The 13,601-nt window shown below is 38.1% G+C and carries 18 protein-coding genes; 16 read left to right on the top strand and 2 right to left on the bottom strand.

Going from position 1 to position 13,601, the window contains the following annotated elements; genetic code table 11:
- The first annotated feature begins 3 nt into the window (after window positions 1-3).
- The gene (locus tag M3182_RS19750) at window positions 4-1,080 is read left to right on the top strand and encodes a tetraprenyl-beta-curcumene synthase family protein (RefSeq protein ID WP_251431915.1); all 1,077 of its coding nucleotides are present in this window, start codon (window positions 4-6) and stop codon (window positions 1,078-1,080) included.
- 234 nt (window positions 1,081-1,314) lie between these two features.
- Here M3182_RS19750 and mnmM read toward each other — a convergent pair whose 3' ends face one another.
- Window positions 1,315-1,890 (bottom strand): tRNA 5-(aminomethyl)-2-thiouridylate-methyltransferase MnmM, encoded by a 576-nt coding sequence (gene mnmM / locus M3182_RS19745; RefSeq protein WP_251431912.1) that lies wholly within the window; start codon window positions 1,888-1,890, stop codon window positions 1,315-1,317.
- Window positions 1,887-2,855, bottom strand: coding sequence for a tRNA modification radical SAM protein MnmL/YtqA (mnmL, locus tag M3182_RS19740; RefSeq protein WP_251559734.1), 969 nt, complete (start codon window positions 2,853-2,855; stop codon window positions 1,887-1,889). The genes mnmM and mnmL overlap by 4 nt, the downstream gene beginning before the upstream one ends.
- A gap of 208 nt (window positions 2,856-3,063) precedes the next feature.
- On the opposite strand from mnmL, the gene M3182_RS19735 reads away from it, so the two are divergent.
- From M3182_RS19735 to M3182_RS19665, 15 genes are all read left to right on the top strand, one after another.
- Complete coding sequence (locus M3182_RS19735) at window positions 3,064-3,327, top strand: YtzC family protein (RefSeq protein WP_251432029.1); 264 nt, start codon at window positions 3,064-3,066, stop codon at window positions 3,325-3,327.
- A gap of 16 nt (window positions 3,328-3,343) precedes the next feature.
- Entirely contained in the window at window positions 3,344-3,523 is a 180-nt protein-coding gene (locus tag M3182_RS19730; RefSeq protein ID WP_251431906.1) for a glycogen biosynthesis protein GlgD, read from the top strand.
- A gap of 314 nt (window positions 3,524-3,837) precedes the next feature.
- The gene (locus tag M3182_RS19725; RefSeq protein WP_251559733.1) at window positions 3,838-4,806 is read left to right on the top strand and encodes a hypothetical protein; all 969 of its coding nucleotides are present in this window, start codon (window positions 3,838-3,840) and stop codon (window positions 4,804-4,806) included.
- Window position 4,807: 1 nt separating this feature from the next.
- Window positions 4,808-5,254, top strand: a complete 447-nt coding sequence (locus M3182_RS19720) for a cytochrome c maturation protein CcmE (protein WP_251559731.1) — start codon at window positions 4,808-4,810, stop codon at window positions 5,252-5,254.
- A 21-nt stretch (window positions 5,255-5,275) separates the two neighbouring features.
- Window positions 5,276-7,249 (top strand): heme lyase CcmF/NrfE family subunit, encoded by a 1,974-nt coding sequence (locus tag M3182_RS19715; protein WP_251559730.1) that lies wholly within the window; start codon window positions 5,276-5,278, stop codon window positions 7,247-7,249.
- 5 nt (window positions 7,250-7,254) lie between these two features.
- Window positions 7,255-7,725, top strand: coding sequence for a cytochrome c-type biogenesis protein CcmH (locus M3182_RS19710; protein WP_251431895.1), 471 nt, complete (start codon window positions 7,255-7,257; stop codon window positions 7,723-7,725).
- Window positions 7,726-7,865: 140 nt separating this feature from the next.
- Window positions 7,866-8,234, top strand: coding sequence for a hypothetical protein (locus M3182_RS19705; RefSeq protein ID WP_251559728.1), 369 nt, complete (start codon window positions 7,866-7,868; stop codon window positions 8,232-8,234).
- A complete protein-coding gene (locus M3182_RS19700) occupies window positions 8,231-8,578 on the top strand; it encodes a hypothetical protein (protein ID WP_251559726.1) in 348 nt (115 codons plus the stop codon). Before M3182_RS19705 ends, M3182_RS19700 begins: the two co-directional genes overlap by 4 nt.
- Before the next feature lie 14 nt (window positions 8,579-8,592).
- Entirely contained in the window at window positions 8,593-9,297 is a 705-nt protein-coding gene (ccmA, locus tag M3182_RS19695; protein ID WP_251431887.1) for a heme ABC exporter ATP-binding protein CcmA, read from the top strand.
- Entirely contained in the window at window positions 9,294-9,977 is a 684-nt protein-coding gene (locus tag M3182_RS19690) for a heme exporter protein CcmB (protein ID WP_251431884.1), read from the top strand. The genes ccmA and M3182_RS19690 overlap by 4 nt, the downstream gene beginning before the upstream one ends.
- Window positions 9,974-10,693, top strand: a complete 720-nt coding sequence (locus M3182_RS19685; RefSeq protein WP_251431881.1) for a cytochrome c biogenesis protein — start codon at window positions 9,974-9,976, stop codon at window positions 10,691-10,693. The genes M3182_RS19690 and M3182_RS19685 overlap by 4 nt, the downstream gene beginning before the upstream one ends.
- Window positions 10,694-10,788: 95 nt before the next feature.
- Window positions 10,789-10,920: a CcmD family protein gene (locus tag M3182_RS19680; RefSeq protein ID WP_251431878.1), complete on the top strand. Its 132-nt coding sequence runs from the start codon at window positions 10,789-10,791 to the stop codon at window positions 10,918-10,920.
- Between the two features lie 16 nt (window positions 10,921-10,936).
- Window positions 10,937-11,443 (top strand): TlpA family protein disulfide reductase, encoded by a 507-nt coding sequence (locus M3182_RS19675; protein WP_251431875.1) that lies wholly within the window; start codon window positions 10,937-10,939, stop codon window positions 11,441-11,443.
- Window positions 11,444-11,504: 61 nt separating this feature from the next.
- Window positions 11,505-12,041 (top strand): cytochrome c3 family protein, encoded by a 537-nt coding sequence (locus M3182_RS19670; protein ID WP_251431872.1) that lies wholly within the window; start codon window positions 11,505-11,507, stop codon window positions 12,039-12,041.
- Window positions 12,034-13,452 carry an ammonia-forming cytochrome c nitrite reductase subunit c552 gene (locus M3182_RS19665; protein ID WP_251431869.1) on the top strand — a complete coding sequence of 473 codons (1,419 nt, stop codon included), beginning with the start codon at window positions 12,034-12,036 and terminating at the stop codon, window positions 13,450-13,452. The genes M3182_RS19670 and M3182_RS19665 overlap by 8 nt, the downstream gene beginning before the upstream one ends.
- Window positions 13,453-13,601: the final 149 nt, after the last annotated feature.

The raw sequence follows: 13,601 nt of genomic DNA, 5'->3' as shown, positions 1-13,601 counted from the left end.
AACATGTCAATTCCACAAATGCCGATAAGTTTAATGTATAAAGTGTATCGGAAGGTTATGCCACAGGTTCATAAAGAGCTTCATTATTGGAAACAAAAAGCTGAGAAAATTCCAAGTGATGAATTGCGCAACCAAGCGTTAGCTAGCATAGAATCAAAAACCTTTCATTGTGAAGGTGGTTCAATTATGAGTTTGATTGCGATGGAGAATTATCCAAAAGCAATTCGTTTTATTGTTGCTTATCAGACAATCAGTGATTATTTAGATAATCTTTGTGATCGAAGTGTTTCGCTTGATCCACGTGATTTTGCCGCATTACATGAATCGATGGTAGACGCTTTAACGATTGAGGGAGAGCTCCGTCAGTATTATCGTGAACGACCAGGCGAGGATGATGGTGGATATTTAAACGCACTCGTCTTAACTTGTCGTGAAGAACTACAAGAGCTCGAGAATTATCCACTTATTTCGGACTACTTATATGAACTTTGTCGGTTTTACTGTGATTTACAAATTCATAAGCATGTTGAACAAGAAGAAAGAGTGCCACGCTTAAAAAGTTGGTTCGATGGTCATAAAGACCATTTGCCCGAACCAGAAATGCAATGGTACGAATTTTCGGCTTGTACGGGTTCAACATTAGGAGTCTTTTGTTTAGTTGCTTATGCATTAAGAGATGATTTTCGACCAGAGTTTGCGGACAGTATCAGAAATGGTTATTTTCCTTACATCCAAGGTCTACATATTTTATTAGATTATTTTATTGACCAAGAAGAGGATAAAAAGGAAGGAGATTTGAACTTCTGCTTTTATTATGAAAGTGAAGAAGCACTATTTAAGCGAATGCGTCATTTTCTAATAAACGCGGATCAGCATACTGCAGAATTACCACATCGCCGATTTCATCAGCTGATTAATCGTGGCTTATTGGGTGTTTATCTCTCCGATGAAAAAGTTCGCCGTCAAGCAAAAGTGAAAAAGTTAGCGAAAGAAATGATCAAAAGTGGAGGACCTATTAGTTGGTTCTTTTATTTAAATGGACGAGCTTACCGTGCTTTACAAAAGTCTTTTGGAACATAATGTTTGAATGGAAACTTTTATTAAAAGAGAAAAGCTTATTAAGCGTTAAAATCAGCCTTAGGATTTTAACAACAAACTTTACGAAAAAAGCCTATTAAAAACAATTTGTCGTGATTTTCAAATGATTGTTGCCTGTTTATAGTCTAAATACAAGTGCTACGTTTGTTTGATTTTTTAAGAAACAGGCTCTAACAAAAAATGCTCAGTGCTGACTAGGTCTCACTGAGCATTTTTTTAAGCGCGTTTTTCAATCGCAATAATAAAGGGTGCATGATTTTTTTGATTTAGAAACTGATATTTTAGTACATGTGCTTGATTTTGGTCCAAATTTTCCACATAAGATAACAACCGGTCACGTTCTATTTGACCTTCTGAATGACCATGATAAATGACCAATACGATAATTCCTTCTGGACGAAGCATATCAAGAATTTCTTCAATTGCAACAATGGTTGTATCTGGTTTAGTTACGATGCTTTTATCTCCACCAGGTAAGTAACCAAGATTAAAGATTGCTCCAGATACTTTCCCCTGTGATTCGGCAGGAATACAATTCCTTACTTCTTCATGGCCCTGTAGAAATAATGTAACACGGTCGTCTAACTGTTGGTTGGTTAACTTCTCTTTACAGGCGACAAGGGCTTGCTGTTGGATATCAAATCCGAATACTTTCCCAGTTGGACCTACAAGATCAGCCAGGAATAGGGTATCATGTCCATTTCCAACAGTGGCGTCAATGGCAATATCGCCAGGACTGACTGCTTTTTGTAACAGGGTTTTTGCAAACGGAAGGATTCGCTCTAATTTCATTTTACAATCCCTTCCATTTCTTTCGCGTAATATTTGCCTTGCCAACTATTGCGTCTTTTCAGTTCGGCATCAATCGAATTGAGCACTTCCCATTTATTGACACTCCACATCGGTCCGACCATTAAATCAATCGGACCATCTCCGGTAATCCTATGAATAATCATTTCAGGAGGCAAGATTTCAAGCTGATCACACACTAAGTTTACGTACTCATCGAAGCTTAAGAATTCAAGTAAACCTTTCTCATATTGCTTTATCATCGGAGTTCCTTTTAGTAAATGCAATAAGTGGATTTTTATTCCTTGAACATCTAGTTTAGTTACCTCGCGAACAGTTTCCATCATCATTTCGGGTGTTTCCAGTGGTAGGCCGTTAATCACATGGGTGCAAATCCGAATGTTATGTTTACGAAGTTTGTTTACACCTTCAATATAGGTTTGGTAATCATGTGCCCGGTTGATTAAATCGGCAGTTGATTGGTGTACAGTTTGCAATCCAAGTTCAACCCAAAGGTATGTCCGTTCATTCAATTCGGCTAGGTAATCAACAACATCATCTGGTAAACAATCGGGTCTAGTCGCAATTGATAATCCGACAACACCTTCTTGTTTTAAGACAGATTCATACTTTTCGCGTAATACATCAACTGGTGCATGAGTATTGGTGAAGGCTTGAAAGTAGGCCATATATTTGCCATCTTTCCACTTTGTATGCATTTTGTTTTTTATTTTTAAGAATTGAATTTCTAAATCTTCTGCCCGGTTGCCGGCAGAATCACCTGATCCTGAGGCGCTACAAAATGTACAACCTCCATGTGCGACTGTACCGTCACGGTTTGGACAGTCAAAGCCGCCATCGAGAGCTACTTTGAACACTTTATGACCAAATTGTTGGCGCAAATGATAGTTCCATGTGTGATACCGTTTATTATCGGTAGCATATGAAAACGGATTTAATTGACTCAAGTGGTGTAACCTCCATCTATTTCTATCGTTCACAAAAGGAATTGTAACACGAAGAAAGAGCTTATCCAATTGTCATTAAAAGAATGGAAGCAAAATACAACAAGGAATTGTGATAGGAAGCGTTAATATGAACAAAATAAAAGGGAAGCAGTTCCTGCTTCAAATGGTTGTTCCAATTTGCGTTTTAACGATAAAGGAGGGGCTTTCATTGGCGACAAGACAATCTGTCGAGGAACATCTCCAGCAATGTGAAGATGCAATCAGAAATGCCCAAGAACAGTTTAACAAGGCCAGTATGCAAGAACATTATGAGGATGTTTCGTTTACGGAAAGCATGCTCCAGATCGAACAGGCTTATAATGATATTGCTAAGCTTGCGCTAAGCTGTAATGGACAGCAACGTGAACAATTGCATCGCATGCGCCTTCAACTTCAACAAGTACAAAATAATATGATTTTGCTCGACCATTAAAGGGAGGGGAAGAATCATGAAAAAACGTTCAAAACAAAACAACCCAGAGCAAAAAACGCGCAATGGGGTAAACAACCAAGACATGGAATTTGGTTCCGACCGGGATTTGATTAAAGAAGCAAAAAAGAAATATGAAAAATCCGGAGGCCAACCAGTCAAATCGAAATTCCACCCAGAACCGGAACAATCGCGCTAAACGTTAACACAAATGGAAGAAAAATGGATGGTGCCTGGCACCATCCATTTTTCTTCCATTATTTCTGTTCACAAAACGGTTAAATCTGAGAAATTATTTCGTGATAATCGTCACAGCTAGTAGATAGTCGAAACGGGTTAAATAATAGTGAAGATATTACCAGGAATCGTTCATATGTAGAAAAAGTCAAAAAATCTTGTTCCCTTTTTAGTGTTTTTCCCTTGGGAACAAGTTTTTTGCGAAAATAATCGATTTGTTTGTGAAAATATTCACGTAATCGTCACAAAGTTCTATCAAGAAAGGAAGTATTGGACATGTTGAAAAAGGCTTTTGTATGGCCGTTGATTTTCACATTATTCATTTTGTTGACTCATTCAGTTGCTGCGGAGGAAAACCAAAATCCACTTCAAATGGAAGAGTTGACGATTCAGGTAATGCCTGAATTTGCATACCATCCAGAGGATACTGGAAAAAATAAATTGCCATTACTTGTCGGTTATCATGGTGCGTTGATAAACAATAGCGAACAACCACAGAGGGGTCAAATAGAAATCCCCCTCCCAATGGAAGAGGAAAATTTCAGGATTGGCTTTGTAGCAGATTATTCAAGTGATTTAACAGAGATGAATGAAATTGAGTACGAACTTGACCAAAAAAAAGGCACAATCACATGGACAACAACAGAGGATATCCAACCTCAAGAGCTTTATCGATTTGTGATCGAATACTATACAAACAGTATTCATGAAGGGGAAAAAACAAACACCCTCGAGTATAGTTTTAAAAGTTACACAGACATAGGTATGTTGAATTTGATTTTTGTGGAGCCGCTTAATACTGAGAGTATGAAGTTAGAGCCCGAAGCTGAATCCCACCAAAAGAATAGTTACAACATGAATATGTTTATGTACATGTCAAATGGAGTCAAACCAGGTGAAGAAAAAAACATTAAGCTCGAATATGATCGTGCAGAAGAAAGAACGACGGAAGAAGTAATGAATGACATGGTCGGTGGAACCTCTAATCACGGTGTTACTGCAACAAATAATGAAAAAATTCCAGTTTGGATGATTGTGACGGTTATTGGCGGCGTTTCCATTGTGATTGCGGCAGTTTTACTAGTTTTCTTAAGAAAGCGTTCGAAGAAAAGCAACGAAAAAGGCATTAGGAAGGAATCAGCATTAAACATTAAAAAAGCGAAATTAAGAGCCTTGCTTGTCGATGGAACGATCACAGAACAAGAGTATATCGAACTGTTAAAAAAAGTAGGGGGAGAGAAGTAAGATGTCGAAAAACCAAAAAATTATCACTGCTTTGTCGCTGATGGCGGCGGCAATCATAATTATGACTTTTGCATCAATGCCAAGTGCTGGAAGTAAAGAATTGACAATCTCTGATGTTATGGCAAATGCAGAGAAATATGATGGCGATTATATCATGACAGAAGGTTTATTAAATAAAGAAACTGTTCAATGGAATGCGGATAAAATCGAGTTGCAGTTCGAAATCTACGATGAAAATGAAACCAAACTCCCAGTTGTTTACAAAGGGGTTCAACCTGATAACTTCACAGAAGATGTCATTGTCATTGTCGAAGGGTTTATTAGTAAGAATGGTGTTTTCGAAGCAGAAAAAGTGATGACCAAATGTCCTTCAAAATATGAAGGCGAAGATATGGAAAATTACGATAGCGAAATGCATAAAGAGATTTATAAAGACGCACAGGAATAAAACAGATTGGTGGTTATCCGCATGTACTTAATTGGGAACATCACATTATACCTCGGTATAGTGATTGCAGCCTATACCATTATTGCCAATGTAATTGGAATAAGAAAACAGAATAATAAATGGATTGAAAGTGCGCGAGGAGGAGTTTTGTCCCTTTTGTTTGTCTCCTTGATTGCTTCGTTTTTGCTGCTCTACCTATTGGGAACAAGTCAGTTTCAATTTGAGTATGTTGCAGCCTATACAAGTCATAACCTTCCAATGGTGTACAAGCTTACCGCCTTTTGGGCTGGGAATGCAGGGTCCCTTTTATTATGGACAGTCCTACTAAGTGTTTACACAGCAATGCTAGTTTTTTCAAAAGAAAAACAAAATTCAATGATGCCATATGTTTCTAGTATTTTATCTTTAAATATTCTTTTCTTCTTTGTCGTCATGATTTTAGGAGGAAATCCGTTTGCAATGACAGAAACGATCCCAGCAGATGGAAAGGGATTAAACCCAATGTTACAGCATCCAGGGATGATTCTTCATCCGGTTACACTGTATCTCGGATATGTCGGTCTTGCTGTCCCGTTTGCGTTTGCAATTGGTGCTTTGATTTTAAGAAGAATGGATGCAGAATGGATTAAACTGACGAGAAGATGGACAATCACAGCTTGGTTGTTCTTAACACTAGGAAACATGATTGGCGGATGGTGGGCCTACCTTGAATTAGGATGGGGAGGTTACTGGGCGTGGGATCCTGTTGAAAATGCGAGCTTTCTTCCATGGTTAACCGTTTCCGCTTTCTTGCATTCTGTCATGATTCAAGAGCGAAAAGGAATGTTAAAAACATGGAATATTAGTTTAGTAATCTTGTCCTATTTATTAACACTGTTTGGAACCTTCTTAGTTCGAAGTGGAGTGTTAACAAGCGTACATGCATTTGGAAGTGGCCCTCTCGGTACCTATTTCCTTATATTCATGGCGTTTATGATGCTATTCTCCATTTATATTGTCATCTCAAGATATCAACTAATTAAAAAAGAAAGCATTCCAATAGAATCTTATTTTTCAAAAGAAAGTTCATTTTTATTAAATAACTTGATATTAGTTGCTGGAGCATTCGCGGTATTTTGGGGAACGATGTATCCGTTGATTTCAGAATCATTAAAAGGAACAAAAATAAATGTAGGAGCACCTTATTTTAACTCGGTAATGGCTCCAATTCTTTTATTACTTCTATTGTTAATGGCTGTTTGTCCGCTAATTGCTTGGCAAAAAGCAACAGTTGACCGTTTCTTAAAAAATGCAATTTGGCCATTTGCTGTTGGGGTCTTAGCAGCAATTATTCTTGTAGTAGTTGGGGTAAAAGGGACCTTTGCAATTATTGGTTTAGCCTCAACAGTGTTCATGTTTGCCACTCATGTGCAAGAGTTCCTCCAAGGAACCCGAGCGCGGATGAAAGCTACAAAAGAAAATATAGCGAAAGCCATTTATAAGTTAACGAGAAAAAATCAAAGAAGATATGGTGGTTATATAGTTCATATCGGTATTGCACTAATTGCTATCGGAGTTATTTCTTCGCATGCATACCCAGAAGATATTTTAAAAACAGTTGAACGCGGTGAAAATATTGCTATCGGTGATTATGTATTAACCTTTAACGGATTAACAGAACAAACAGAGAATGGAAATGGCATTGTAACAGCCGATTTAAAAGTTGATTATAACGGAAAAAACGTTGGTTCAATTAATCCAGAAAAAATATTTTATGAAACATGGCCAGAGCCTTCTACTGAGGTAGCGATAAAGACCAACTGGAAAGAGGATTTATATGTGGTATTAAGCTCTTGGGAAAATAGCGAAAAAATAACCTTACAAGTGAAGGTGAATCCATTTGTCAGTTGGATTTGGATTGGTGGAGGCATAATGGTCTTTGGTACAGCAATTGCCTTGATTGGTGGAAGAACGAACTCAACTGGCTTGCTGAAAGCATTTAGGGCAGGAAGGTGATAAAAGTGCGGAAGAAAATTTTACTTGCAGGCTTAATCATCTTAATGATTTTACCAGGAGGGACATCTGCGTTTACGGTAAATTCTCAGGAATTTAAAAATGTGATTAAACAACTTGATATGCAAGGTCATGCCGACCATGAGTTTTCGACATGCAGCATCCAAAAAGTATATTACGATGAAGTAATTGAAATGCTCAACGGAGGCATGTCTGAAGAAGAGATTATTCAATCGTATGTCAATGAATATGGACAAGCTGCTTTAAGAACCCCAGCTACAGATAAAAGTGGATGGATCGCTTGGGGAATGCCATTTGTTGGACTAGCTTCTGGAATTGCCATTGTCGGAGTTTGGCTTAGGAAGGTTAAAGGGAAGGCAACGGACACTTTTGATATAGCGGAAGTGAAATGGGAGTCTGAGACAGAAAAAGAAATTGCTGAAAAACTTTTTGAAGAAGAACGGATGAAGCATTTTTAAGGTTCTAAAACAGCTAAAAATGGAAGGTAAGTGATAATTCCATGGCAAATAGAAATGCAGGCATCGCTATCATAGAAATTGATTGAGCCTTAATATTACCGAGTGACTCTTCTGAAAGAGAAGACAAAGGAGTTGAGACAATGGACTTTATTTATTTAATCGTTGGATCTGCGATCATTCTCACCTGTTTCTATTTCGTTGTGTCTCCTTTTTTTTCCAGAAACGAGGGTAGATCAAGTGAAACGGATTCTTGGGAAAGTACTCTCACTCTTGATTCCGTCTATAGTGCAGTCAATGAACTTGAAATGGATTATTTGATGAAAAAAATCAAAGAGAAAGATTTTCTTCAGTTGAAAGAACAATATCAAATGATTGCTACAGAGTTGGTCAAGCAAGAAGGCAAACCAAAAAGGGAAACCAATAATAATGTTTCGCAAGCGGAAGAAGCTGAATTAGAATTGCTCCGCGAGTTGCAAAAACTTAGGAAGAAGAAAGGGAGATCATCATGAGTGGTCTTCCCGCATATCACCCCGAATGGATCATTCGGTTATGGTTTAGTACGCCTGGTCTTCAACAGTTAAATCCACATTATACATTATTTATTTTGACACTATTGACAATCATGGCCGTTTATTTGAAAAAAAAGCGCGTCAAAGAGGAGAAACCAGATGAAGAAGAGGAAGCGTTTAAGCACCTTTTAATGAAAAAAAAGGTGATTGAAGATCAAATCGAAGAGTTAACAAGAAGTTACGAAGAACATAGAATTTCATCGCAACAATATACACAAAAAAGAAACGAGTTTAAGAGGCATTTGGATCGAACGGTTTATGATTTACAACAATTTACGATATGAAAGAGTTGGAGACTATGCTCGAACTAAAAAATGTTACGAAGGTTCTCGGAAACAAGTTGATCCTTCGAAATATCAGTCTTTCACTGGGAGAAGGGGAAACTCTAGCAGTAGTTGGTCCGAACGGCGCCGGAAAGAGTACATTTTTTAAATGTACAGTTGGCTTGTTGCAACCTAGTGGGGGCGAAATCATTCTCGATGGTGAAATCATTAAGAAGAAATCAGTGGCAGTAAAGAAAAAGATTGGCTTTTTGGGACATGAATCGTTCTTATACAGCAACTTAACTCCATTTGAGAACTTAAAGTTTTATGGAAAGCTATACAAAGTAAGTGATTTGGAGCATAAATCTATGAATCTTCTAAAAGAAGTCGGTCTCTATCTTTTCCGTGACGTTCCGATTCGGTCTTTCTCAAGAGGAATGATACAAAGATTGGCGATTGCACGGGTGCTCCTAGCTGAACCGAATATATTGATGCTGGATGAACCGCATACGGGTCTTGATCAAGAAGCCGTTGCTTTACTAAATAAAATCATAAAAGAAAAACAGAAAAATGGGAAATCCATTCTTATTATTTCTCATGACTTTGAACAAGTTCATACGCTAGCTGACCGTGTTGCTATTCTAAAAAAGGGAGTAATTGTAGACACGATACAGTTAGATGGAAAGATGAGTCTCAATGAGATGAAGGAATGGTACGACAAGGTGGTGATGGGAGGTTGATCACAATCCTAACTGATGCACTTACGATTGCAGCTAAAGATTTAAGGAATGAATTTAAAACGAAACAAACATTTAGCATGATGGCTATATTCGCAGTTCTAGTGATTCTTGTCTTTAGCTTTGCATTTGATCCAACTAATAATGCCGTAAAGGCAGTCATTCCAGGTCTTGTCTGGGTTATTACCATATTTGCAGGTATTCTTGGATTAAATCGCTCATTTACTTCAGAATTAGAAAACGACTGTTTAACGGGTTTACGTTCAGGGCCCATTGATGCAACTAGCATATATCTTGGGAAAGTGCTTGCCAATTTTACCATTGTGACCTTGGTCCAAATCATTAGTATCCCAGTACTTTTTATCTTGTTTAATTACCGATTTACTGGTTCATATTTTTGGTTTATCTTGATTCTTTTTGCGGGGACTTTGGGATTTATTATCGTAGGAACTTTCTTATCAGCGCTATCGGCTAATGCGAAAAATAGTGAGATGCTGTTACCGGTATTATTGCTCCCGCTGCTTAGTCCATTAATGATTGCAGCTGTTCAGGCAATGAGGGCGGCACTTGAAAATGAAAACCTTGAAAATGCAGTTTCTTGGTTGCAATTGATGTCTGCCTACGATTTATTATTTTTTGCTGCATGTTTATTATTATTTGAATTTATTATGGAGGGCTCATGATGATAAAGATTAACAACTCCGGTCCGATTGATCGCGTCTTGTTTTATATTCTAGTACCTGCCTTTTTGATTAACTTATACTTAATTTTTGTTTGGTCACCTGTAGAAAAAGTGATGGGCGATGTTCAAAAAATCTTTTATTTCCATGTTGGGTCTGCTTGGGTTGCCTTTTTAGCCTTTTGCGTTGTTGGATTTTATAGTGTCTTAACTCTTATTAAACCCAAGATGGAACGATTTATATATGCAGGGATTTCTGCCGAAATAGGCGTTTTGTTTACAACATTAGCACTTTTAACAGGGATGATTTGGGGAAGAGCTAGCTGGAATACCTGGTGGACATGGGAACCAAGACTGATCACTACCTTAATTCTTTGGTTCATTTATGTAGCTTATTTGTTTGTCAGAAAAATGGAAGGTTCATGGGAGAAAATTGCGAAGCTGTCGTCCGTGTTTGGGATTATTGGAGTCATCAATGTACCAATCGTTTTCATGGCTACTCGTTGGTGGAATACAAAGCTTCACCCTGTCGTATTTGGCGAAGGAAAAGACCAAACAGGAGGAGGAATGGAACCCGAGATGTTAGCTACAATGTTCTTTAGCATCTTTACCATCACGGTTCTATACGTCTTCTTATTAAGAAAAGGCGCCCAAATTGAAAAAATGCGAGAGGTAATCAAAAAAGCAAAAACCAACATAATCAATAAAATTGCTAGTTAAAAAAAAGCGGAGCTGGGCAAGAAGCAGTTCAGCGTCCCTCTATCCGTGAACAATGGAAAGTTCAAAAACAAGAAAAAGACTTAGGAGGAAACAAAATGACATATTTATTAATGGGTTATTCAGTAATCTTTGCTTTGATTGCAGGATACATGATGATTTTAGGAAAGCGCCAAAAGCAAATTGAAAAGGAAATTAAGCAATTAGAGGAATGGAATCAAGAAATATAAAAAGCAGGTGAAGAGGATGGTCAAGAAGATTGTACCGATTTTCGTCATTGCTGCTGCGATCGGGGTTATAGGCTTTCTTATGAGTGGTCTAAGTGGCAAAGTCTCCGCTAACCCCGGGGACAAAGCAATTGAGTTTGAGTTGAAAGATATAAATGGACAAGTCTACCGTTTATCCGATTTTAAAGGGCAAATAGTGGTGTTGAACTTTTTCGCCACATGGTGTCAACCTTGTATCGATGAAGCCCCAGAGTTGGAAGCGTTTGGAGAAGAATATAAAGATGCTCAACTCATTATTATTGCTAAGGGCGAGTCGAAAATGAGAATGGAAAAATACATTAAGGAAAATAATTCAAAGCTACTATATCTATTGGATACGAAGGAAGAGACCTCTAATGAGTACAGTGTCATTGGTCAGCCAGACACACTCATTATTAATAAAGAGGGAATTGTTGTTGAACGTTTTACTGGACCAACAACGAAGGATCGTTTAATTGAACTAATTACAGAGAAAGTTTCATCCTAACCATGGTTTAAAGCACATTTGTGCTTTAAATAGATATTAAAGGATTGGGGAGGTGAAAGTGATGTTTAAAAGAGGCATAAGAAAGTTCTTATCGATGGATAAGCGAATGCTTTTATTTATTGGGGTTTTTACCGGGATCATTTTATCAGTCGTCACCGTAAAAGGTCTAGCTTATACGGATTCGCCCGAGTTTTGTGGCAGTTGTCATATTATGAACAATGTTCATGATTCCTTTGCCAACTCTACTCACGCGGAATTGTCTTGTAGTGATTGTCATTTACCACATGATACTTTGATCAATAAGTATACAAACAAAGCCAAGGCAGGGATTGGCCATGTTTACTACAATACGCTTGGTGAAGATAAGATTCCACAGGTTCTACATCCGACTGAGAATACCCAAGAAGTGGTCAATCAAAACTGTATTGATTGTCACCAAAGTACGTTGGACAATGTTTCGCATGATGCAAAAGATAGCTGCTCTAGCTGTCACCAAGCTATTCCCCACGGCAATGACTTTAAAACAGAAGATTATTTTAAACCAGCAAAATCAGGGGAGCTTTTAGAAAACAAGGGAGGTACAATGAATAATGGCTAGGAAACTAAAATGGGCATCTTTGCTCCTAGTCGCTGTCATGCTAATCCTATCCGGATGTGGCGCAAAAGAAGAGACTGCTGCAAATGAAGCGAAAACCGGGCTTAGTGCGGATGAAATCAGCAATGAAGCTTTTAAAGATCTCTTTCCTCTACAATATGACAGCTACTTGAAAAATGAAGAAATGGAAGACACCAAATACAGTGGTTCAGAAAAACGATCTAAATTTGATCATGATAAGGAACCATATTTACCGATTCTATTTAATGGGTATGGATTTGCGACAGAGTATAACGAAGATCGCGGACATATCTATGCGCTTGAAGATGTCCGGGAAATTGCCCGTATTACAGATAAATCTGTTGGTTCATGTTTAACTTGTAAATCAACAGCTGTCCCACATATGATTGAAGAAATGGGCGATGATTATTGGGGTGGCAATTTCAATGAAGAGATCTGGCCAAAAGCTGAATCAATGGGACACTCACCAATTGGTTGTTCGGACTGCCATGATCCAGAAACGATGGATCTACGTGTAACTCGTCCCAGCTTTATTAAAGGGATGGAAGCGCAAGGTATCGACATGTCTAATCCAACGAAAAATGATATGAGAAACTACGTTTGTGGTCAATGTCACGTAGAATATTACTTCGCTGCAGATAATAGTGAAGTAACATACCCATGGGATAATGGCTTCAAACCAGAAGATATGTATGAGTACTATGAAACAGTGGCAAAAGAAAATGGTTTTAATCAGGACTGGATCCACAACGTTTCTGGGACACCAATTCTGAAGGCTCAGCATCCAGACTTTGAAACCCATATGACTGGACCACACGGTGAAGCTGGCGTTACTTGTTCGGACTGTCATATGCCGTACGAACGTGCAGATGGCAAGAAGAAAATTTCTTCTCACCATTGGCAATCACCACTGAAAACAATGGAACAGTCTTGTGCGACATGCCACAGTAACCGCGATTTAGACGAGTTAGAAGAACGTGTTATGGATATTCAAGAAACACATATGGAAGCATTGCATAAAGCAGAAGATGTTTCAATCACTTCCCATTACTATGTCAACAAAATGATTACGTCAGGTGTTAGTGAGAATAAAATTAAAGCAGCTCAAGAACATGTACGTAAGGGGCAATGGTTCTGGGATATCGTAGCTGCAGAGAGTGCGGCAGGTTTCCATAATCCGCAAGGAGCGATGGACACATTAAAAATGTCTTCTGAAGAATCCTTTGCTGCAATTAAACTTGCAACAGAAGAACTAGTGAAAAAAGGCGTAAATATAGAGGAATTAGATAAAGAGATTGAGAAAGTAAAAAAGGCTGTGTACGAAGAAGTAGATAACTTCAAAAAGAAGGATTTAGCGACAAACGACTATTTCCCAGCACAACAGCCAAAATAAAGAGATAAAAAATTTCGAACGAAAACACTGTGCAAATAGGAATTTGTGCAGTGTTTTCTTTAGTTTAAACAGGAGTTTTTCCGGTGTCAAGCATTACAGATAAAAACGATTCACAACGTTCATTTAGTAATTTGAGATCGAGTCTAGGG

Source organism: Mesobacillus maritimus (genome assembly GCF_023715205.1).
Lineage (GTDB): Bacteria > Bacillota > Bacilli > Bacillales > Cytobacillaceae > Mesobacillus_B > Mesobacillus_B maritimus_C.
The sequence above is the reverse complement of the archived record's forward strand: the minus strand, read 5'-3'. Positions and strand labels throughout refer to the sequence as shown.

What these genes read in the sequence shown, in the direction of transcription:
- mnmM (WP_251431912.1), bottom strand. Translation starts at nt 1,890, where the DNA reads ATGAAATTAGAGCGAATCCTTCCGTTTGCAAAAACCCTGTTACAAAAA.
- M3182_RS19670 (WP_251431872.1), top strand. Translation starts at nt 11,505, where the DNA reads ATGTTTAAAAGAGGCATAAGAAAGTTCTTATCGATGGATAAGCGAATG.
- M3182_RS19725 (WP_251559733.1), top strand. Translation starts at nt 3,838, where the DNA reads ATGTTGAAAAAGGCTTTTGTATGGCCGTTGATTTTCACATTATTCATT.
- M3182_RS19675 (WP_251431875.1), top strand. Translation starts at nt 10,937, where the DNA reads ATGGTCAAGAAGATTGTACCGATTTTCGTCATTGCTGCTGCGATCGGG.
- M3182_RS19750 (WP_251431915.1), top strand. Translation starts at nt 4, where the DNA reads ATGTCAATTCCACAAATGCCGATAAGTTTAATGTATAAAGTGTATCGG.
- ccmA (WP_251431887.1), top strand. Translation starts at nt 8,593, where the DNA reads ATGCTCGAACTAAAAAATGTTACGAAGGTTCTCGGAAACAAGTTGATC.
- M3182_RS19700 (WP_251559726.1), top strand. Translation starts at nt 8,231, where the DNA reads ATGAGTGGTCTTCCCGCATATCACCCCGAATGGATCATTCGGTTATGG.
- M3182_RS19715 (WP_251559730.1), top strand. Translation starts at nt 5,276, where the DNA reads ATGTACTTAATTGGGAACATCACATTATACCTCGGTATAGTGATTGCA.
- M3182_RS19680 (WP_251431878.1), top strand. Translation starts at nt 10,789, where the DNA reads ATGACATATTTATTAATGGGTTATTCAGTAATCTTTGCTTTGATTGCA.
- M3182_RS19720 (WP_251559731.1), top strand. Translation starts at nt 4,808, where the DNA reads ATGTCGAAAAACCAAAAAATTATCACTGCTTTGTCGCTGATGGCGGCG.
- M3182_RS19685 (WP_251431881.1), top strand. Translation starts at nt 9,974, where the DNA reads ATGATGATAAAGATTAACAACTCCGGTCCGATTGATCGCGTCTTGTTT.
- M3182_RS19705 (WP_251559728.1), top strand. Translation starts at nt 7,866, where the DNA reads ATGGACTTTATTTATTTAATCGTTGGATCTGCGATCATTCTCACCTGT.
- M3182_RS19665 (WP_251431869.1), top strand. Translation starts at nt 12,034, where the DNA reads ATGGCTAGGAAACTAAAATGGGCATCTTTGCTCCTAGTCGCTGTCATG.
- M3182_RS19730 (WP_251431906.1), top strand. Translation starts at nt 3,344, where the DNA reads ATGAAAAAACGTTCAAAACAAAACAACCCAGAGCAAAAAACGCGCAAT.